The sequence below is a fragment of the Fibrobacter sp. UWOV1 genome, from assembly GCF_900142495.1.
In the GTDB taxonomy this organism is placed as follows: Bacteria; Fibrobacterota; Fibrobacteria; order Fibrobacterales; family Fibrobacteraceae; genus Fibrobacter.
The window spans coordinates 268,304-288,795 of record NZ_FRBA01000002.1 but is presented as its reverse complement, the minus strand read 5'-3'; the positions used below and the strand labels follow the sequence as shown (position 1 = coordinate 288,795).

The 20,492-nt window shown below is 51.6% G+C and carries 17 protein-coding genes; 6 read left to right on the top strand and 11 right to left on the bottom strand.

The annotated features are described in order from the left end of the window. Positions 1-7: 7 nt before the first annotated feature. The gene (locus BUC02_RS04960; RefSeq protein ID WP_175549801.1) at positions 8-4,765 is read right to left on the bottom strand and encodes a fibro-slime domain-containing protein; all 4,758 of its coding nucleotides are present in this window, start codon (positions 4,763-4,765) and stop codon (positions 8-10) included. A gap of 356 nt (positions 4,766-5,121) precedes the next feature. On the opposite strand from BUC02_RS04960, the gene BUC02_RS04955 reads away from it, so the two are divergent. Beyond that, positions 5,122-5,997, top strand: coding sequence for a GGDEF domain-containing protein (locus BUC02_RS04955; protein ID WP_073319837.1), 876 nt, complete (start codon positions 5,122-5,124; stop codon positions 5,995-5,997). Between the two features lie 106 nt (positions 5,998-6,103). Then, positions 6,104-7,489 (top strand): MATE family efflux transporter, encoded by a 1,386-nt coding sequence (locus BUC02_RS04950; protein WP_073319443.1) that lies wholly within the window; start codon positions 6,104-6,106, stop codon positions 7,487-7,489. Positions 7,490-7,592: 103 nt separating this feature from the next. On the opposite strand, the gene BUC02_RS04945 is transcribed toward BUC02_RS04950, so the two are convergent. The 8 genes from BUC02_RS04945 to BUC02_RS04915 form a co-directional block, all read right to left on the bottom strand. Next, entirely contained in the window at positions 7,593-9,764 is a 2,172-nt protein-coding gene (locus tag BUC02_RS04945) for a fibro-slime domain-containing protein (protein WP_073319440.1), read from the bottom strand. Between the two features lie 159 nt (positions 9,765-9,923). Continuing rightward, positions 9,924-10,409, bottom strand: coding sequence for a hypothetical protein (locus BUC02_RS04940; RefSeq protein WP_073319437.1), 486 nt, complete (start codon positions 10,407-10,409; stop codon positions 9,924-9,926). Between the two features lie 58 nt (positions 10,410-10,467). Then, the gene (locus BUC02_RS04935) at positions 10,468-11,283 is read right to left on the bottom strand and encodes a hypothetical protein (protein WP_073319432.1); all 816 of its coding nucleotides are present in this window, start codon (positions 11,281-11,283) and stop codon (positions 10,468-10,470) included. Positions 11,284-11,309: 26 nt separating this feature from the next. Then, the gene (locus tag BUC02_RS04930; protein ID WP_073056231.1) at positions 11,310-11,627 is read right to left on the bottom strand and encodes an AzlD domain-containing protein; all 318 of its coding nucleotides are present in this window, start codon (positions 11,625-11,627) and stop codon (positions 11,310-11,312) included. Further along, positions 11,618-12,322 carry an AzlC family ABC transporter permease gene (locus BUC02_RS04925; RefSeq protein ID WP_073056229.1) on the bottom strand — a complete coding sequence of 235 codons (705 nt, stop codon included), beginning with the start codon at positions 12,320-12,322 and terminating at the stop codon, positions 11,618-11,620. Before BUC02_RS04925 ends, BUC02_RS04930 begins: the two co-directional genes overlap by 10 nt. A 118-nt stretch (positions 12,323-12,440) precedes the next feature. Continuing rightward, entirely contained in the window at positions 12,441-14,492 is a 2,052-nt protein-coding gene (locus BUC02_RS04920) for a cellulase family glycosylhydrolase (protein ID WP_073319429.1), read from the bottom strand. Between the two features lie 33 nt (positions 14,493-14,525). Beyond that, positions 14,526-14,672: a hypothetical protein gene (locus tag BUC02_RS16130; protein ID WP_175549799.1), complete on the bottom strand. Its 147-nt coding sequence runs from the start codon at positions 14,670-14,672 to the stop codon at positions 14,526-14,528. Between the two features lie 186 nt (positions 14,673-14,858). Continuing rightward, positions 14,859-15,296, bottom strand: coding sequence for a hypothetical protein (locus BUC02_RS04915; protein WP_073056223.1), 438 nt, complete (start codon positions 15,294-15,296; stop codon positions 14,859-14,861). Between the two features lie 97 nt (positions 15,297-15,393). On the opposite strand from BUC02_RS04915, the gene mltG reads away from it, so the two are divergent. From mltG to BUC02_RS04895, 4 genes are all read left to right on the top strand, one after another. Then, positions 15,394-16,401, top strand: coding sequence for an endolytic transglycosylase MltG (mltG, locus tag BUC02_RS04910; protein WP_083564394.1), 1,008 nt, complete (start codon positions 15,394-15,396; stop codon positions 16,399-16,401). A gap of 212 nt (positions 16,402-16,613) precedes the next feature. Continuing rightward, on the top strand, positions 16,614-17,933 hold the full coding sequence (locus BUC02_RS04905) for an MATE family efflux transporter (RefSeq protein WP_254794104.1): 1,320 nt from the start codon (positions 16,614-16,616) through the stop codon (positions 17,931-17,933). 95 nt (positions 17,934-18,028) lie between these two features. Further along, a complete protein-coding gene (locus BUC02_RS04900; protein ID WP_073319422.1) occupies positions 18,029-18,454 on the top strand; it encodes a hypothetical protein in 426 nt (141 codons plus the stop codon). Between the two features lie 38 nt (positions 18,455-18,492). Further along, positions 18,493-19,377 (top strand): biotin--[acetyl-CoA-carboxylase] ligase, encoded by an 885-nt coding sequence (locus tag BUC02_RS04895; RefSeq protein ID WP_073319419.1) that lies wholly within the window; start codon positions 18,493-18,495, stop codon positions 19,375-19,377. A 1-nt stretch (position 19,378) separates the two neighbouring features. On the opposite strand, the gene BUC02_RS04890 is transcribed toward BUC02_RS04895, so the two are convergent. Together BUC02_RS04890 and BUC02_RS04885 are read right to left on the bottom strand one after the other, a co-directional pair. Then, positions 19,379-19,612: a hypothetical protein gene (locus tag BUC02_RS04890; RefSeq protein WP_073319417.1), complete on the bottom strand. Its 234-nt coding sequence runs from the start codon at positions 19,610-19,612 to the stop codon at positions 19,379-19,381. After that, positions 19,599-20,492: a 4-hydroxybenzoate octaprenyltransferase gene (locus BUC02_RS04885; protein WP_073319415.1), complete on the bottom strand. Its 894-nt coding sequence runs from the start codon at positions 20,490-20,492 to the stop codon at positions 19,599-19,601. The genes BUC02_RS04890 and BUC02_RS04885 overlap by 14 nt, the downstream gene beginning before the upstream one ends.

Here is a 20,492-nt window from a genome sequence, read left to right as displayed (position 1 = left end):
GATTAATTTATTCGGCAACAGCCTTCATGTATCCCGTATCGGGTTTCGGCGAACGTCTGACGCCCCACACGGAGGTACTTTCTTGCTTAGCACGCTTACCGGCAGAACCGAGTCTCACGTAAGACTTGAGCTTCACGATGTAAGCACCCGTACCCACCTGGCGACCATTGTCAGAACGCATGTTCCAACCAATGTAGAAGTTACGGTCGTTACCGGCATCGGTACAAAGTCCGCCACCGAAGTACTGGATACGTTCACCCGTTTCCGGATTCACTTCAGTGTTCTTGCTGTCATCGCAGTAGATCTTCGCGGTCTTGCTTGCTACAAAGTTACCCAGGTTGGTATAGTACTGGACTTCAAAGTAGAAGAACACATCCTGCGGCAAGATCGAGGCACGTTCTTCCGGAGTAAGGCCATTGTACAAGGCATACATATCGGCCTTGACCAAGTGACCGGGCCTACCACCTTCTTCAGCCCAAATTTCAGCCTTGGTCTTGGTCGTGCGGTAAACGTTCACAGACACGGCCGGAGTCTTTTCGGTGCTCGGGACGTTTGCTGTAGAAGCGTACTTGATTTCGTCCACGGCGATTTCGGCATCGCCAACCACCGGCACCCACATCGAGGGCACGCGCTTGGTTTCGTTGTATGCCGTCGGAGAATTCCAATGGTATCCAGCATCATCGGCAGAGCGCATCGAAGCGGCATCGGCGGCAAGCGCGTTGATGTCAGTCGTATCGGACCAGAACACATTCGACATATCACCGGCCAGACGCACATAGTCACCCACATGCGGAGAAACGCTGCCACGCAGGTACATATACTTGATACGGCCTTCACCCGTCTTGGCATCGGAACCCAAAGCCGGATCACTCTGGGCCGTCACCACAGAAGAGCCTCCGCCCAGGGCAGATACATAGCGGTTCGATTCGGCCAGTTCAATGGCAGAATTCAAGTAGAAGTCCAAAGCCTGCTTCTTGTTGGAAGACGTTACCAACTTAACCGGTTCAGACATCACCACCACAAGGCTATCGTAGTCGGTCAAGTCGTCACCGTTCTTAAGGGTACGTACTTCGGCACGCAGCGGCACAGGCGCCATACGGTCCGTAAGTTTACCGCTAAAGCCCTGCTTAACCGACTTACCCTTGTCTTCGAACGCGGCAAAGGAATGCACCATGCCAACACCAGACGTCTTCACCTTTTCGGACAGGGTCAAGCCGCCCACCATAATAATATTGGTGCAGTAACCGCTATCAGACGGTGCAGAACAGTCAATGTTGCTTGCATCGAGCGACACGAGTGCGTTACAGGTAATAGCGGAATCCTTCGGCATCGTCGAAATCTTTTCTTGGTACGGGTTATGGAATTCAGCCGTCGTGGAATCCCACATCACGCAAATCTTGGACGGCAAGGAGTCCTTGTGAATACGACGGTCATAGTAAATGGCCACGGAGTCGCCGATACCATCCAGGTATTCCTGCTGCATGCTAAAGTACGGAGACGGAATAGCATGTTCCAAGGTCGGCAACGAACCGCGGGCATCGAACACGTCTGCCAAGACCGGGAACGGTACCGGCGGATCGCGGAAGTACATCGGGCTATACACGGCCTTCACGAAGTCATTGTATTCAGCCACGATCGATGCCGGGCTGTGGATCGACGGATCCGTATCCCAGCGGTACTTGGTCACCGAGCGAATCGATATCTTGGTATAACCATTTACAAAGTATGCTTCAGTCACATTCGGATCTTCCCACACAAAGTCGATCTTCGGAGAAGTCTCGGAGCCCTTATGGATGGCGACACCATTGCACTTTTCGGTACAAATGCTGTAGGTTCCATCCAAATCCGGGACCAGAATCGCCAAGTACATATCGTAAATGGTACCGACCCAGTTTTCATCGTAAGAACCGTCAGCCTTCGGAGTCTGGCCCTTGACAGGGACAGCAACTTCGTCTTCGGTTTCCGGGATCTTTTCGATGAACGTAATCTGCGGCAGGTAGAAGTAGAGCGTCAGCGGCTTCGGTCTGCCAGAAACGCTGATTTCGAACGGCGTAATCGGTTGCTGCAGGTTTTCCATATCAACCGTCGCATAAAGCGTATCGATACCGGCAGGGCCAATCGTCTGCTTTTCGCCGGAATGGAGCTTCTGGTATGCTTCTGTACCCGTAGTCGGATCGACAACCTTTCTAAACACGGTCATCAAGTTGTTGTAGGCAAGCGTATATTCCATGCCTGCAGCGTCATCCGGGAAGATTTCGAGATCTTCGCTTTCGGTACCAGGAGCGACGTTCGACACATAAATCGGAATCAGGTCGCCACCCATGGCAATGGTTTCCACGGTGTACTTACCCTTCTGAACGACATCGCCAGTTTCTTCATCCACAGAAATGGCGTTACCGTTCTTGTAGAGCACATCCACTTCACCGGTGGTCTTGAAGCTCATGACCTTCTGGGACTTGCCATCGATAGTCACGAACAAGGTGTAATAGCCGCCCGGCAAGCAGGTGCTGGACTTATCTACCTTGGGTTCGACAAGGTTCGTCAAGTCGATACCGCACTTGTACACGCCCTGGACATTGATGCTTTCAAATCCGGGAACCACGTTTTCGGTAATCTTCTTACCGTTCACGAGCGTGTAAGCGGGGATTCTACCCGATTCCAGAATCTGGATACCGCAATAGGTGGCGCCTTCATCGGTACCCGTCATGGCAGCGGCGCAAGAACCGTCGCCTGTCACCGTGAAGCAAAGGTGGTCGTAAATCGTTTCGGCGGGGTTCGCCGGATTCTTTTTTCCCTTCACTTCGATAGCGGTCTTCTGCTGAATATACATGTTCGTCTTGATACGCACGTTACTCATGGTGGTACGACGGTCGCAGAAGAAGATATCCAAGTCATAGGTTTTGCCCACTTCCAGCAGCTGGCCATTATAGCCCTTGAAGCTGTCTAGGTCCACATAACCCGGAGCAGCCAAGTGAGTACCGCCCAAGTCCACAGCCAAGGTATTGTCAATAAACACCCAAATGTCATCGTCACCGCGGAAGTTGAACTTGAGGCCCGGCTTATGGGTGAACTTGGCATGGGATTCAAAGCAGAACTGCTGGTTACGGCCACCAGTACCGGCTAGATTTTCTACAGACTTCCAACGAGGTTCATTTGCATCACTTCTTGCAGCCGGAGTTTCTGTATCCTTCACAAAGAAGGCCCAATCTTCAGGAGCATCTGCCTTGCAGCTCCAACCAAAAATACAAGAGCCGAATCTAGGCGAAAGAGCGGCATCCGTACCTTCACCATCTTTAAAAAGGCCATCACATTTCATGCCCTTGTCCCAACCGGGACCATTGCAAAGAATGTCGATTTCCGGCATCTGTTCGGCCGCGTTAATTTTACGAAGGGGCGAAGAATAGAACACCGGGCCTTCGGCCGTACGCTTGGTACGGGCCGCAGCAACAGGAGTTTGGGTCGGATCCGCCGCAAGAATTGTCTCGTTGGTAGAAGCTTCTACCGGGTAGAAACCACCCGGCACGGTAAGGCCCGGGCTAGTATAATAGTCGGAGTCGAATTCCCACTTACCATCCTTGGCGCGCTTGAACGGCATGTCAAAGCAGCTTTTTTCGTTTACGCCCGGAGTATAATTGAACAGCATGCCAAAATACGTTTCATCGATAAAGCAGTTCTTGCCCTTCGTGCTCAACTTGGGCTTTCTCTGCGACTGTGGAACCGTCGGATCAAGTTTGCTTTCGACAAGGCCCGGTGTCACACCAATACAGGCGTTCACAAGTTGCACTGCCGTCTGAGCCGGTATGCCCAAAGCGCCATTCTGGCAACCTTCGCCACCACCATCCTTGTAACAAGAGAAGGCCGGGTGCAAGCTGGCATCGGAATCGTAAATAATGGCTGCCATGGTGTAAGAGCAAGTACCTGCGATACCGTCGACTTCCGCCTTGCTATAGAAATAGCCATCCGGGCTTTCACCTTTCTGTTCTTCGTCCGGAACAAAGAACAGGGAGTCCACCATGTTCAAAAGGAATCCCAAGGGAATCGGCTGGGCCTGATCCTCTTGTTCCCAGTTGCCGTTCACGCCAATCATGTCGGCGCGTTCAAGGTCGTCATCGCGGTAAAGTACCACATTGTCAGAGATATCCTGACCCACAAACACATAGGAATACCAGCCGCACATATCGTTCACGGCAGTCATGGGAGAGCCGGTCAAGCCCCCATCGAAACTGATCATCGGAACAGCGGACATCCAGGCTTCCATTTCGGGCGGAATCATCACGAAGAAATACTTTGCACCGGGAGGATACTTTCCAGTAAACGTTTTCCCAGCTCTGTTAGGATCTTCGGTAACATATACGTGTTCGCCTTCGCCGGGGCAACGGAGGCTGGCCTCGTTGGTGGGCCAACTCGTATCGTTCGCATTTTTGGTCGGAACATTATAGCCGTTTGCCGTTACTAGCCTAAGGGTCGTAAAATCTACACGAGTGTTGTTGGCCTGGCTTCCAATGGTAAACATGACCTTCTGGTTATCCGTGATGCCCAGCTTTTCCAGGTCAAATTCATAGAAACCATCGGCGTTCAACTTCATCGCCTGAGTATTATTGACGTTTTGACCACCAATAAATGCACCAGTCCAGTCATCCGGAGCCTTAAAGTACACTGTACCCTTACAGGTAACCGGATTCTGGTTCTGTTGTCCTTGAGCCCAAACTCCTTGCACCCCCGCAAAGAGCAGGCAACAGCCCAGGGCATACTTCCATAACGACATTTTCCACAAAGAAAATTGTGTATCTCTCTTCATATGACTTCCTTAACGCTGGGTACACCCAAAAGACCGGCCTTTTGAGGACACCACAACCTATGTAAAAATATCCTTTTCTTTACAAAAAAGCACATTTTTTACTTTTTTTTTCATTCCGCAGGTCGCGCTATTGTAGACAAGTGAAATATCGCCCTAAAACTAGAGAAAAACGCCAATTTCCGCAATCTTGTTTACGAAAGTTTACCAAAAGGGATCACCGAATCATGCAGAAAAAGCGATATGTAAATCACGCAAAATTGCACAGGCTAGGCAAGCCTGTTTTTTATTACATTTTAGGTGAACACGGAGCGCTTATGCAGGACATGGACCGAACAATTGCCAGCGGCAACACAATCAAGTTACCCGTCGCCCCCATGCGACCACACCTGATTGTACTGTACCCGCAACACCTATTCAAGCAGATACCGCTCGAAAAGGGAACGGTCGTGCTTGGCCGTGGGCAAGATGCGGACATTCGCCTGGACGACGAACTGGTAAGCCGCAGGCACTGTGCCCTGACCTTTGACGGCCTTGACGTGACCGTCAAGGACCTGGGCAGCACCAACGGAACCTTTGTAGACGGTTCCCCGATTACAGAATGCAAACTCGAAGACCACAATCGATTGCAAATCGGCAAGATGGTTCTGAAAATCGACTTCAAGGATGCGAGCGAAGAAGCCTTTGACCGCGAACTTTATGAAGCCGCGACCATGGACCCGCTGACCAAAATCAGCAACCGCCGTACCTTTATGGACAGGAGCCTCGGCGAACTCGCGCTCGCCCGCCGCAACAACTATTACGTTCACGCCATCATGGTCGACGCCGACCACTTTAAGCGCGTGAACGACACCTGGGGTCACCAGTGCGGCGACATGGTGCTCAAAGAAATCGCCCGCATTCTCAAAGAAGAAAAGCGCGAATCCGACTTGCTCGCCCGTTACGGTGGCGAAGAATTCGTGCTGCTTTTGGGCGGCATCGGCCCCGAAGACGCCAAGAAGAGCGCCGAACGCCTGCGCTCGGCAGTGGAAAGCCACCGCTTTTCGTGGAAAGATACCATTATCCCGGTAACGATTTCCTTGGGGCTCGCTAGCCGCCAGGGCGAAAACATCGGCAAAATCGAGGATTTGATTGCCGAATGCGACCGTCTACTTTACATCGCCAAAGAAGGCGGCCGCAATCAGGTTGCTTGCGAAGCATAGCTTCGCTGCGCAGTTGGTAGAACTTAGTTGATAGAGCTTAGATATATAGAACTCTCTAAGTTCTAAGCTCTAAGATCTAAGTTCTTTTTCTATCTTTGGCGCCGAAATGTCTAAACTGAATTCCGAGCGCCTCAATTCCTTTGGTTCTGCAAGTATCCCGAAACTGGTCTTGCAGTTCTCGGTACCGGCCATCATCAGCATGCTGGTGAACGCCCTCTACAACGTAGTGGACCGTTTCTTTGTGGGCCAAGGCGTCGGCAGTCTCGGCATCGCAGGCATCACACTATGCTTTCCGATTTGCCTATTTATAATGGCAATGTCGATGATGGTAGGCGTGGGCGGCAACACGCTCTTTGCCATCCGCCTCGGTCAGAAGAAGTATATCCAGGCAAGCATCATCCTGAACAATTCCTTCTCGCTCCTGATTTTGATGGCGCTTGGAGCATTCACGCTGGGCGAAATCTTTATGGAGCCGCTCTTAAAGTTGTTCGGAGCAAGCGAGCAGACCCTGCCTGTCGCCAGCAGCTACATGCGCATCATTTTGTGTGGAGCCGCCTTCCAGACAATCGCCCCGGGCATGAACCATTTTATCCGTTCGATGGGTCACCCCAAAACGGCCATGTTCCGCGAAATCGCGGGTGCTGTCACGAACATCATTCTCGACTACCTCTTCATCATGAAATTCCACTGGGGTATCGAAGGTGCCGCCTGGGCGACCATCGCATCGCAGCTGGTTGCTTCGGCGCTCATCACCCAGTTCTTTGTCAAGAAGTCTTCGCCTATCAAGATTCGCTGGCGCCACATGAAGCTGCGCGCCGCCTACGTGCGTAAGATTTACATTTTAGGTTTGCCGCCTTCTGTAATGCAGATTTGCAACAGCCTGATGAACGCAATACTCGCCTGGAGCCTGACCACCTACGGAAACATGAGCGTGCAGGCGGTAGGCGCACTTTCGGGTGGCGACATGGCCATTTCTGCTTTCGGCATTACCAACAGCATCGTTTCGATTATCATTCTGCCGCTCCTCGGATTCATTCACGGCACGCAACCGATTATCGGCTACAACTACGGTGCGCGCCTCAACGCCCGCGTCAAGGAAACGCTCAAGTTCACCTTTATTTATGCGGGCAGTTTCATGTTTGTCACCTGGGCAATCCTCATGTGGCAAGCCGAAACATTCGTGGCACCGTTTGCACCGAACGATCCGGAGCTCATCAAGCTTTCGGCCTGGGCCATGCGCATTTTTGCAGCCGCCTTCTTTATGATTCCCTTCGGCATGGTTTCGGGGAACTTTTTCCAGGGTACAGGAAAGGCATTCAGGGCCATGTTCCTGAATGCCTGCCGTCAAGTGATTTTACTGATTCCGTTCTTGCTGATTCTGCCCCACTTCTTTGAACTCAAGGGAGTGTTCATGGCGCAGCCCATTGCCGACACGGGAGCCGCCATTATTGGGCTCGCCATGCTTTGGCATGAACTTAAAAAGTTAAAATAGTTCTGACATAAAAAGGAGATCCCGGCTTCCCCGTTCCGAGGACCATATCCACTAAGCAGCAAAGCTGCAAGTGGATATTGGCAAGCCCGGGATGACATTTGGGTTACCGGACGTTTACGCGGCGGGTTTCGCGGGCAACCTTCACAATGTAGGAACCAGGTTTGAGGTTCGGAACAATCGTTTCAGCACCAGCGATTGCACCCTGGCGCACCACACGTCCCTGCAAATCCATCACAGCATACTTAGCAGCAGAATTCGTTACAGTAATCGTAAGGGCCTGCGGCAGACTGTTCTTCACGATAAAGCTTGCGCCAGCAATACGGGCAACAGGCTTGATGGCGCTGTCATCTTCGGTTCCCACACGGAAAGTCATAACCTTTGCCGATTTGCCTTCAATATTGACAAACAAGGTGTAACGGCCATCCGGCAGTTCAATCTTGGATTTATCTATCGTGGGCATGGAAAGATTCGTGAGGTCAAAGCCTCCTTTGTACACGCCCGGAGTAGAAATCTTTTCAAAGCCTTCTACAACAGAATCCGTTACAGAATGTCCCTTGACCAACGTATAAGATATAATCGACGGAGCAATCGAATCGCAAATAGTTACAGGTTCAGCACCAATTCCACAAGTACCAGCAGACATTGTTGTATAGCAAATGCCATACAACGTTGCAGACGGCTGTTCCGACATTTTTGCACCCTTTACGGTAATAGCAGACTGAGGCAGTTGTGCCAAGAACATATTCGTACTGATTTCGAAATTGCTCATAGTCGTGCGGCGGTCACAGGCGAAGATATCTACATCGTACTGCTGGCCGACTTCAAGTTTGCCGCTAGCGCCTTCAAAGGCATCGAGATCTACATAGCCCGGAGCATCCAGGTGGACTCCGCCCAAGTCAATGGCGAGTTTGTTGTCGATGAACGCCCAAATGTCATCGCCACCGCGAAGAGCTAAGCGAAGCCCCGGCTTGTAAGTAAACTTGGCATGTGTTTCATAACAGAAGTGATGGTTGCGTCCACCAGTTCCATCTTCTTTGACCAGGGATGTCCAACGGTATTCTGAGCCATTCGTCCCTTTCCTCACAAGGGAGTCGGTTCCATATTTAAAGAACGGCCAACCTTCAGGAGCAGCGTCGGGGCAAGACCAGCCTAACACACAATTATCAGGATATGTGCTCGGCATATTAAGAGCGGTCTGAATAAACTCTTCAGCAGTTGAACCATCAGCAAAAATGCCCTCGCAATTATGTCCCTTGCTCCAACCCGGGCCATTGCACACCAAATCAAATACAGGAACACCTTCCAAAGAATCGAGCTTTCTAAGAGACGGACCGTAGAACACCGGACCCTCGGCATCGCGCTTGGTGCGAGCCGCCGCAAGCGGAGTCTGATCCGGGTTTGCAAGTTTCACAGAAGCATCATCCGTTTGTTCTACCGGGAAGAATCCTCCAACAGCAGAGGTTCCTAACGGCATATAGTAATCGGAGCTGAATTCCCACCAACCGCCACGTTCCATGTGCGGAACCGGCATGTCATAGCAGCTCATTTCGTTTACGCCTTCAGTGTAATTGAACAGTTGGTTAAAGTACTTTTCATCAATAAAGCACTTCTTTCCGGCAGTAGTCAGCTTGGGCTTTTTCGTTGTAGGATCAAGAGTCGTTTCTACAAGTCCCGAAGTCACACCGATACAATCATTCACCGCTTTGAGAGCCGTTTCAAGGTCAACTCCTTGAGCACCGGCCTGGCAACCTTCGCCCCCCTGAGCGTAGCAAGAGAACGCTGGGTGCAACTTGGCATCGGAATCGTAGACAATCCACGGAATGTTTATCGTACAATTACCCTGGGGCACATCCGCTTCGGCATAGCTAAAAAGCCAGCCGTCTTCATTGAGCTTTTGACTCTCGTCCGCGACAAAGAACAAACTGTCGTGCCCCATGTCAAAAATCATTTTCAAGGGAATCGGAACCGCCGAGTCTCCCGTTTCCCAGTTGCCGTTCATGCCGAGCATATCTTCGCGGGCTGCGTCGTCGTCACGGTAGATTAACACGTTATCGGTAATTTCATCTTCAGCAAAGGCGTACTTATACCAGCCGCACATGAAACCATCCATTACCATCGGCTTGCCAGTTTTGCCACCATCAGTACTGATCATCGGCGCAGATGATACCCAATCTGCACTCCCAGGCAACAGTACAAGGAATTGTTTTGTAGAACCAGCCCAAGCCGCAGAACAAGCAAGGGCTGCACCAGCCATAACACATAAACATCTTTTCATTCGGACCTCCTAATTACTCCTAATTATTCCATAATGAACAAGCAAAATATATAAGAAAAACTTACTTTGTGCAAGCGATTTTTTACAAACGATTTTGAAAAAGCAAAAAGATGTAACGTGTGTTACATCTTTTACTGCACAAAGAATAACAGGATTCAGCTAGTAAAGCTTCTTCATGTCGGTCAGTTCACCGCCCTTTTCGTGGAAGAGCACCAGCGAGCCACCATCCATCTTCTTGAATATGGCCGAAAGTTTTGCAACGGCATCGGCTTCTTCGAAACCGATTTCGTTGTAGGCGGTTTCGCCAATGACAAGTCCGATGTTCATCATGTCGGGAGCCTTGCGGCGCAAGTAGTTCAACAGGTCTTCGTCGCTATTGATGATGTCGGTCGCGGTCGGTTTTTCGAGTTCCGACGGGTCGCGCGTGCTTACCAGCAGCGGGTACATGTTGTCGGCAACAGCCTGCTTGGAGTTCAAGTAGAAGACATTGCCCACGAACAAGCTAATGGAGTCGTTCAGCACCTGGCGCACTTCGAACATAATGTCGCTCTGAGACGAAGCTTCCTGGATTTCGAGCTTGGAAGGTCCGCAGGCCATAAAGGCAAGCGAAAACGAGACAAGGGCCATAAGGGCAAGTTTCTTCATGTTTCTCCTTTCGGCATTGCAAGGGGCAACGCCAGTATTCCGCCCTTTAATATATAATTTATTTCTGTAAAATACTTATTGCACGCTCTATAAGCTCGGGTTTTAGATCAAAAACGCGGCTCAAGGTTTCGACACGTGCCGATTCCTCGATTTTTTCGATACGGGAACCATTCGCATCGCGGGTCACGAGATTACCCTTCTGGTAATAGTACTGCACGCCACGCTCGCGGTCCAGGCGGTTGAGCACCGGGTAAGTCATCATTTCGCGGTAAAAACTTTCGTTCCAGTGCTGCTTGAATTCTTCGACGGAGACTCCCTCGACAGGGTATTCGAAGCGGAGTTTCATCGGGGCTCCCGCACCGCCCGTCCACAAGGCCATGCTGTCCATTGTCGGGCGGTCCAGCCTTACCGTATTCGGCACAAGCGGGAAAAAGGCTGAGCCCGTTCCTGACGGGGGCGGGAGCGGAATCGGGAGCGGATCGAAAATCAAATAGCCCGGATCGAAGAGGTATTCAGTAGGATGTAGGAAGTTAGAAGTAGGAAGAATGTTTGAAGTAGAAAAGGTGTTGCTGGATTCAGAATCGGGAAGGATTAAGGCGCAGTGGATATTCTTTTCCTTGCGCTTGTGGCCCATGACAAGGCGCGGATTCAGTCCCATGTCTTTAAACACTTGGTACAAGTGCCAAGTCATGCTGAAGCAGGTTCCGCCGCCCATCCAGGCGTCTACATCGTTCTGAAAACTGTCGTCCAATTTTTGCGCGGCAGTAGAACTCCCCGTGGATTCCAGACGGATAATCTTCGTCAGGTTCTCGTAGGTAACTTTGGACAACTTGTCGCAGACGTCCTGAATCTTTTTCCATTGTTCGGGGAGCATGCGGCAAAGATAGAAAATGATGCTGACTAGAGCAGCATCGAGATGCCGTCGACACCAAGAACGGTCACGCAAGCGACCACGGCAACGCCCACCAAGCCAAGGCCGAAAAGCGAGGCGACAACGGCCGCCACCAGGGCACACGCGCCCGAAAGTTTGCTGTCGGTCGAATAGAGAATCGCAGGCACAGTCATCGCGGCAAGTACCGTGTACGGCACATACGAAAGGAACGAACGCCAAAAACGGCTCTTGATTTTACCCTTCAAAAGTACGAACGGTACCGCACGCAGCAAGTAGGTAACGCCTGCCATTACAAGCAGGAACAAGAAGTAATCTCTTAAGTGCATGATTCCTCCTCGTCTTTAACCGGGAAGAACGCCGCACCCAAGAGCGAAGCTACGAGCGCACAAATAATAATCGCAAAGCCGACCGTCACGCCGCTCAGAGCGGGCACGTACTTGAACGCAAGGCTGCAGGCTATCGCAATCAGCACGGCAACTAAAGTCGGGCGGTGAGCCTTCATTTGCGGCACAACGATGGCAATAAACATTCCGTACAAAGCAACGCCCAAGGCATTCGTCACGACCGCGGGCAAGATTTCGCCACAAACGGCACCGCACAATGTACCCGAAGACCAACCGATATACGGGAGCACCATGAGGCCTGCAAAGTAACGTGCCGTCACAGGCTCGCTCTGGCTTACGGCCAAGGCGTAAATTTCATCGGTGATTCCCGTAGCAAGCATCAGGCGCTTGAAAGTGCCAAACGAGGGTGCCACCTTTTGCGACAAGGAAATCGCCATCAGGCTATAACGCAAATTGATAAAGAACGTGGCAATTGCCATCTCGATAAATGTACCGGCAGCATCGGACATAATCTGAAGCCCCGCAAACTGCCCCGCCGAGGTAAGATTCGTCATCGAAATAAAGGTGACCAGCGGCCAAGAAATCAACTTGGAGCCGGCAATTCCGAACGAAAACGACACGGCAAAGTAGCCGAGCCCGATTGGAAGTCCGTCTTTTACACCATTTGAAAATTTCATGGACACAAATATAGAAAAACTTTATAGCAAAACTATGCAGATATATAAATTTATGCATAAAATCCCGTCTCGAATTATCCTTCGAGGCGGGACTCATTACACGCTGTCAGACAGACGACTACTTGATCGAAATTTGGCGAGTCAGGCTATTGGAGCCCGAACGCACGCGCACAACGTAATTGCCCTGGCGGAGCATGTCGAGAGCGACAGAACCGCTCACCCGCTTAAAGCCTACAACCGGGCGCCCCTGCATATCGAACACATCGACATTGGCCCAAGCAGCACCTCCCACTTGGAGCATTCGACCTTCGACAGAAAGCAAGATTGAATTCGACACAGGCGCCATCACGACGGTGGTATTTTCAACCGTGAGCTTGATTTCGAACTTTTCGCCATTGAGTTCAATGGCTTCGCTGTAGGAACCGGGCTGGATATAGCTCGGAATAGAACCCGTAACCGTCACCTGGTTACCCGACTGTTCCATCTTCAAGAAATGGAGATTCCAACTTTTGCGGACATAGGAGACTACGTCATTGAACGTAATCGTTTCAAAATCACCGCCCTGCACAATCGTCTGAATCAACTCGCCCACCACAGTGACTGCAGGTGCTGCAGACGAACTGCTCGGTACAAATTCGGAACTGCTGGACAAGGCCTCCGAACTGCTGCTTACGACAGGCGATGCGCTAGAGCTTGAGGACACCGGCGCCACGGAGCTGGAGGATTCGACGCTGGAGCTGGATTCCTCGACACTGCTACTGGACGATTCTTCGGAGCTTGAAGAGATTTGCAAGCTGCTCGAAGACGAGACAACAGAACTGGAGGATTCTTCAGAGCTAGAAGAGACTATTTCGGAACTTGAAGAAGCGAGCACCTCGGAGCTGGAAGATTCGACACTGGAAGAACTTTCCACAACTACTTCGCTGCTGCTAGATTCCACGGAGCTGGAAGACTGAACAGAACTGCTAGAAGTTTCGCTCGAAGACGAGATTGAGCTAGAGGAAATATGCGAGCTGCTCGAAGACGAGATTGAGCTAGAGGAAATATGCGAGCTGCTCGAAGACGAGATTGAGCTTGAGGAACGAGCCCAGGAACTGGAGGATCGCACAACCGAGCTACTAGACGCCACCGAGCTAGAGGACTTTGCAGAACTGGACGAAGCGATAGAGCTGGAAGACTGAACAGAGCTGGAAGACACAACGCTAGAAGAAGAAACTACGTTGGAGCTCGATGACGCAGGCGTTGCCGCGCAGGCGGTGTATACCTTATTACGAATCGGAGCAAAAACATTCTCGTTTACCCATTTACCGCTTTCCGAATAATTCCAGGCGCCACCACTAAAATAAGACGCCGTTTCATTCTTATTCGACACGGACCAGTTTGCGCCCGACAACTGATTCCTGGTCATCCACTGATACCAAACACTGCTATAATCTTTGTTAAAGCCACCATTTCCGCTCGGCGCAGAATTGCCCCATTCAGTCACGAAGACAGAAAGTCCGCCTTGCATCGCCTTTTCGGCTCTATCACCCTGGTCATCCGTCTTGTGACGATACGGGTCCTCACCCGCGTAGTAGTGGAACGAATACGCCACGTTAGCATCATTGAGCGGTTCAGCAAGAGCCGCATTGGTATACTGGTCAAAATATGGAGTTCCTACCACGATCAGGTTGTCGGAATAGGTACGAATTGTCTTGATAATCGTTCTTGCGTAAGGGGCAATTTTTTCTTTCCAGTAGTTTTGCGCTCCGCTCAAGTCAAACCAGCCGTCAGAACAATTGTTCTTGGGCTCATTGTAGATTTCAAAAATCACATTGTCGTAGCCGCCCCATTTTTGAGCCATATAGCTAAAGAACGACTGTGCATCACTCGTAATCTGTTCTGCGCAATGACTATGGAAATCGATAATCACATAGATGTCGTTTTTAATGGCAGCCGTTACCACCGAATCCATCAAGTTCCTATGGAAATCCGTATTCGTAAAATAGTTCCCGTTCCCATTTTTCCAGTCGCCATCAACTCCGACAGGACCACGAATCAATTGGATGTTTTGTTTTTCTACAAGTCCTGAGATCGTTTTTCCGTTCCAATAATCCGGTCCTTCGTCACCTTTAGCCATACTCCAGAAAAGGCTCATGCCCTGCACGGCAACCTCGTTTCCGGCGGTCACCCCCTTGCAGCTGCCATAAATGCGGCCATAGTTTTAAGAGTTTTTGCCGGCCTGTAACTGGCCGTACTGACTCACCGGCCCCACGCGGGTGGGAACGATATCGGCACCAAACGCCGTAGAAACTAAACCGAAAGCGAGAAGGCCCAAGCCAAACATCTTTGCACTAAATCTGGTAGTCATATATCCTCTGATACACCAATTTTCGCAACCAAATTTAGATTATAAGGCCCATTTTTCCACGTGATTTCAAACACATAAGTTATTGATAATGTTTACACGAGTAGACAAATTTTTGGCCGGGGATGACAAAAAAAGAAGCCCGGCTTTTAGGCCAGGCAACTAAACTGCGAGATGTCGCGAAACGAATTAGTTTTCGTTGTTGTGCATTTCCATCTGTTCGCGGTCCATCGTGTGCTGCAAGTATTCCTTGAAGTCACGGTCGATGTTCACACCGTCGAGGTCGAGGTCGTCGTTTTCCAACACGAACACGGCACTCGGGTTATCGAGCCAGCCGACCACGTCCACCTGATCGAGTTTCATGGACTTGTCGCCTGCAGCCTGAGCAACGTATTCAATCTTGGACTTCTGAACCCAACCCTGTCCGCAAGGACCCTTCACGAGCACTTCCGTTTCGCCGTCCTTAAGGATCGTCAGTTCGTCATTGAAGCCTGCGGTACAAACGACAGAACCGCCATCTTTCTCCTTGGTCAGGTCCACGTCACCCAGCTTAGATTTAACCTTCTTGCCCGCAGCGAAAGAAACGCTAACCATGAGAGCAAGAGCAATTAAGAGCACCTTTTTCATATCTTTCCTCAGAAACAGGTTAAAAACTTGACAATGCAAGTACGAATATACCTTTTATTTTTGACTTTCGTCAGATTTTCTTTTAAATTTTTGCGATATGAAGAAGATTTTACTTATTTTGGCCATCATTTTGGCACTTTTGGGCACTTTTTTGACCCTAAACCTCAAGTCCAGGATGGGAGCACAGGCCCAAAACGGCCAAACCGTGCTCATCGAGGTCCCCAAAGGGAGCTCTCCCTCCAAAGTTTTCCAGATCCTAAAACAGAATGGAATTTGGAGCGACGACCTCGCCTTCCGGTTGACCATGAAAAGGTTAAACCCGAGTCTCAAGGCCGGCTGGTTTGAAATTCCCGGCGGGCTCACATTGCCGCAGGTGCTCAACATTATCGCAAGTGGAAAAGTCGCCGTACGCCGTGTAACCATTCCTGAAGGCCGCGCCTCTTGGGAAATCCCGGCCTACCTGCAAAAGGCGTTCCCGGACCTGAGCGAGGCTCGCTGGAACAAGCTCGTCCAAGACCCGAAGTTCGCCCGCAGTCTCGGAGTCGAGGCCAACTCCCTGGAAGGCTACCTGCTCCCCGACACCTACCCCTTCCCGATTGACGCCGACGAAGAGACAATCCTCAAGCACATGGTAGCAGCAAACCTCAAGGTCCGCGACGAAATGGAAAAGCGCCCGGGCTCCATGTGGAAGACTCTTGGCAACTGGCACAAGGTGCTCACGCTTGCAAGCGTGGTCGAAGAAGAAACCGGCATTCCCGAAGAACGCCCGCTGATTGCAGGCGTATTCCATAACAGGCTCCGCATAGGCATGCCGCTCGGGGCAGACCCCACGGTACGGTTCATTTTCAAGAACTTGACCGGCCCTATTTACAAGAGCCAGTTGAACAGCAACAGCCCCTACAACACCCGCAAATTCAAGGGACTCATGCCGGGCCCGATTTCGAACCCGGGCCGCAAGGCTATTGAGGCGGCCCTGTTCCCGGCGAAGACCGATGCCCTTTACTTTGTTGCAAAAGACGACGGTTCCATGACGCATTTTTTCAGCTCGAACCTGGCCGACCACAACAAGTACAAAGACGTTGCCGCCAAGAACCGCGGGGAGTGACAACTCGGACTTCGGAGTTCAGAATTAATAAAGAAAAACGTCATTGCGAGGAGCGTACGCGACAAAGCAATCCATCACATTTTTCTTGGATTGCTTCGCCTTCGGCTCGCAATGACGAGTTTAAAGTGAATACTTCTGTATACAGATAATTTTTAAATAACCTAGCCTTACAGCCGGGGCATTTCTAAAATTGGCTCCGTATGCAAGTGCAAGTGAAGGATCGTTCCCTTTTAAGCCTTTCGTGGCCGTTGTTCATTACCTTCGGCATCGCCACGTGCCAGCCCATGATGGACAGCTGGTTCCTGTCGCGTACGTCGGAATCGGCGGCGGCGGGCGTGGGGGCATTAATGCCCGTGCTGGGCGCGCTCTTTATGGCCATCAACGCATTCGCCCAGGCAGGGGCGAGCATCGCCTCGCAGTTTATTGGGGCAGAACGCCCCAAGCAAGCAGGCACCACCCAGACTATGGTGTTGTTGGGCAGCCTCTTGTTAGGTATTGCAATCACGCTGGTTATTATCCCCCTAAACAACCAGATTGTAAGCTGGATGGGTCTTACCGGCGATGCCGCCCACCACGCCCGCGAATTCTTGCATATCGTCTCTATCGGCTTTGCGTTCCGCGCCCTGCAATCTTCCCTCACGTCTTTGATCGCGACCCACGGTCTTACCGTCTGGAACCTGCTCGGGAACTTCATTACGATTGTTTCGAACGCCATCATGAACGTGATCTTTTTGAACGGATACCTCGGGTTCCCGCAGATGGGTGTGAAGGGCGTAGCGCTTGCCACCATGCTTTCGTGGCTGATTGCCGCGAGCATTCTGTTTGTCATCTTGCACGTCAAGGTCCACCACAAGATCCGCCGTACCGACTTCAAGCGTTCCCGCGTGATTCTGCCGGACTGGATCCGCATCGGATTTCCCGCTGCCGTAGAGCCCGTAAGTTTCCAGATTTTCCAGGTGGTGCTGACCGCCATCGTGGTGCACTTGGGCATTATCGCCATGACCGCCCGAATCTTTAGCGCAAACTTCGCCATGCTCGCCGTCATTTTGAGCGTGGGCCTGAGCAGCGGGAACCAGATTCTCGTCGCCCACCTTGTAGGCGCCCACGACTTTGACAAGGCGAACCGCCGACTGCACCAGAGCTTGATTGCCGGAAGCGCTAGCGGACTCATTGTGGCAGTTATCGTTGCACTTTTTGGCACCCAGCTGCTTTCGTTCTACACCAGCGACCCCGAAGTTATCCGCCTCGGCAAGCTCTGCCTTTGGTGCGACGTGATTCTGCAGCCCTTCAAGGCCGCGAACATGGTCATCACTTCGGCGCTCCGTGCTTCGGGCGATTCCAAGTTCCCCGCCATCGTGGGGTCTACCATGATGTGGACCTGCGGGCTCGGCACCGCCCTCCTGCTCGCCTTCGGCCTCGATATGGGCCTCGTGGGAATCTGGCTCGGCATGGCCGCCGACGAATTCTACCGTTCTATTGTGAATTATATCCGCTGGCGCGGCGGCAAATGGAAACAATACGGCGTGGTTTGAGTCCTGACGCCACAAATTCAGGTTTTAAGCCCCTTTTTATCACGCTTTTTTGCCCGCCCCTTTTATTTGGGGCGTTTTCATTGTATATTGTAGCTATGATTTTGTCGTTCAAGCATAAGGTTATGTTCTTGTTGTGCGCAGCTGCTTTCAGCTGGTCGCAGGATTTGGACAAACCCGTGAACGACGTAGAAGTGTTCCGCCCCGAAAAGCGCGACACCAAGGTGCAGCTAGTCGACTCGACCAAGAGCAACTCCGTCACCTTGAACGTGGACATCTTTGCCGACGGCATCGTCGGGTCGTACTACATCCTGTGGGACGACATAGACCTCTCCGAAGACATCAAGAAGCAGATGACCACCCGCGACTTCGCCCGCGACGAATTCTTTATGCAGAACATCGACCGCGAACAGTTCGAACAGGAACGTTTGCTGCAACTCTTCGAAGACAAGAAGAAGCAATACTTCGCCATCTTCCCCGAAGAAGCCTTGAAGATGATCGAAGACCAGGCGAAAGACCAGTAAAACCAGTCGGCTGAACTTAGAGCTTAGAAATAGCAAGAATGTTTTCAAGCGAACGAAATTTTGCCGATTGGCAACTTTGCGGATTAAGCGGAGCTCCTGCGCAACTTTTCCAGGAAATCGAAAGTACTCACAGCCTAATGAAGGCCCGCGCTGCTGCAGGCGAAATTCAACCGGGCACCTTGTACGTGGCAGACACGCAAACAGCCGGGCGTGGCCGTCATGAACGCACCTGGGCCTCCCCCGCCGGGCAAAACCTTTACTTTAACATTCTGATTCCGCTTGAAGGAATCCCGCTCGCATCGGCTCCGCAAGTCACGCAAGTCGCAGCCCTCACCTTCGCCGAAGTGTTCAAGAGTCTGCAAGACGAATCCAACGCGCATGGACTCGGAAACCAAAGCGTCGGAAAAGTCACCGTCAAGTGGCCAAACGACATTCTTTGCGGCAAAAGCAAGTTCTGCGGGATTTTGGCCGAGGTTGTGTACGTCAACCAAGTTCAGCATGACTCAAGCGGCCAAGTTCATCCTGCAATCAGCATGGGCGTGGGCATCAACGTGAACAGCAGCCCGCTCGATTACGCCCACTTGGGCCGCGCCGTCACCACGCTCAAGGACATTTGCGGTCAAAAGATCAACCGCGAAAAACTATTGCAAATGCTTATAGCGAATTTGGAACGTGCCATCGGGCAGTTCCGCGCCTTCGGAATTCGTCCGTGGGTTGCAGCCTGGAAGCGCATGGACCAGTTCATTGGCGCACGCGGTACTATCGTAGTCAACAACCGCTGCACCGACCAGAACCGCGAAAGCGGCGACGGTGCCATCAAAAAAAATGGCACCATCCTCGACATGCAAGAAGACGGAAGCCTACTCTTCAAATGCGACGACGGAACGGTCGAAACCGTGTATTCCGCCGACTTGGAAATTTAAGTTACTTTCTTTTGGTCTTATAAAAAAGACTGCCGGCGAGCGAAACGGCAAGTACCACGATCATCGCGGTAAGCCCCATATCGGCGAGGTTCTTGTACTCCCCCACATGTCCCGATTCAATCAGCATAATAATGACCAGCGCAATCACGGCAGCGGTAGCGCCCATGCGGTCGAACATCTTGATTTTGTCTTCGATAGAGAATGGTTTCTTGAAGGGGCCGTTAGTAAAGGGCATCAACATCGCCTCCCATGCAAATCCATACGATAAGCCCCGCCATCACGAGTACGCTGATGGCGACATTCGCCAAGAAAAAGTCACGGTTCATGGTGTCCAGGTCATCGGATTTGCGGAATAAATGGATGTAGAGGATTGCAGCAGTCATGAGTCCAGTAACCACCCACCAAGGGATTCCCATGTCCCAGAACACGCCGAAGACCACACACAAGGCAAGCATGGCCACATGGCTCCAGAAAGCGATTTGCAAGGCACGCTTACGGCCAAAACGGGCCGGCACCGAATGCAGTCCCATGGCGCGGTCGATTTCTTCGTCCTGTGTCGCGTAGATGATATCAAAGCCGCCCATCCAGAGCATCAGAATCACGAGCAAGAATATCGGGAATACAGCGAATTCGCCGCGAATGGCGATCCAGGCGCCAAGCGGGCTCATGCCAATCGCAAAACCCAAGAACCAGTGGCAAAGCCAGCTAAAGCGTTTCCAGTAGGAATAAGAAAGCAACAGGAGCCATACGGGCAATGCAAGCAAGCCGGCGAGCGGTTGTAACAGCGCGGCAAACACCACGAAAAGCACTCCGTTTATAGCAAGGAAGGCGATTACCGACGACTTGCTCAGGCGCCCCGCAGGCAGGTGGCGCTTTGCAGTACGCGGGTTTTTGGCATCGATATCGGCGTCGGCAATGCGGTTAAAGCTCATGGCGCTGTTACGGGCGGTCACCATACAGCCCACAATAAGCGCAATCATCTTGACCGCCTCCGCGGCAGCCATGCCGCGGAAACCATCAGCCGCCACCCACATGGAGCCAATCGCAAAAGGCATCGCGAAAAGCGAATGGCTAAAGCGCACCATGTGGCCGAATTCAAGAACCTTTTTAAGCAT

Excerpts from the sequence above, each read along its gene's own strand:
- BUC02_RS04925 (WP_073056229.1), bottom strand. The coding sequence starts at position 12,322 with ATGAAATTTTCAAATGGTGTAAAAGACGGACTTCCAATCGGGCTCGGC.
- mltG (WP_083564394.1), top strand. The coding sequence starts at position 15,394 with ATGAAGAAGATTTTACTTATTTTGGCCATCATTTTGGCACTTTTGGGC.
- BUC02_RS04950 (WP_073319443.1), top strand. The coding sequence starts at position 6,104 with ATGTCTAAACTGAATTCCGAGCGCCTCAATTCCTTTGGTTCTGCAAGT.
- BUC02_RS04955 (WP_073319837.1), top strand. The coding sequence starts at position 5,122 with ATGGACCGAACAATTGCCAGCGGCAACACAATCAAGTTACCCGTCGCC.
- BUC02_RS04890 (WP_073319417.1), bottom strand. The coding sequence starts at position 19,612 with ATGCCCTTTACTAACGGCCCCTTCAAGAAACCATTCTCTATCGAAGAC.
- BUC02_RS04915 (WP_073056223.1), bottom strand. The coding sequence starts at position 15,296 with ATGAAAAAGGTGCTCTTAATTGCTCTTGCTCTCATGGTTAGCGTTTCT.
- BUC02_RS04960 (WP_175549801.1), bottom strand. The coding sequence starts at position 4,765 with ATGTCGTTATGGAAGTATGCCCTGGGCTGTTGCCTGCTCTTTGCGGGG.
- BUC02_RS04885 (WP_073319415.1), bottom strand. The coding sequence starts at position 20,492 with ATGCTTAAAAAGGTTCTTGAATTCGGCCACATGGTGCGCTTTAGCCAT.
- BUC02_RS04945 (WP_073319440.1), bottom strand. The coding sequence starts at position 9,764 with ATGAAAAGATGTTTATGTGTTATGGCTGGTGCAGCCCTTGCTTGTTCT.
- BUC02_RS04940 (WP_073319437.1), bottom strand. The coding sequence starts at position 10,409 with ATGAAGAAACTTGCCCTTATGGCCCTTGTCTCGTTTTCGCTTGCCTTT.
- BUC02_RS04935 (WP_073319432.1), bottom strand. The coding sequence starts at position 11,283 with ATGCTCCCCGAACAATGGAAAAAGATTCAGGACGTCTGCGACAAGTTG.
- BUC02_RS04930 (WP_073056231.1), bottom strand. The coding sequence starts at position 11,627 with ATGCACTTAAGAGATTACTTCTTGTTCCTGCTTGTAATGGCAGGCGTT.
- BUC02_RS04900 (WP_073319422.1), top strand. The coding sequence starts at position 18,029 with ATGATTTTGTCGTTCAAGCATAAGGTTATGTTCTTGTTGTGCGCAGCT.
- BUC02_RS16130 (WP_175549799.1), bottom strand. The coding sequence starts at position 14,672 with ATGACTACCAGATTTAGTGCAAAGATGTTTGGCTTGGGCCTTCTCGCT.
- BUC02_RS04895 (WP_073319419.1), top strand. The coding sequence starts at position 18,493 with ATGTTTTCAAGCGAACGAAATTTTGCCGATTGGCAACTTTGCGGATTA.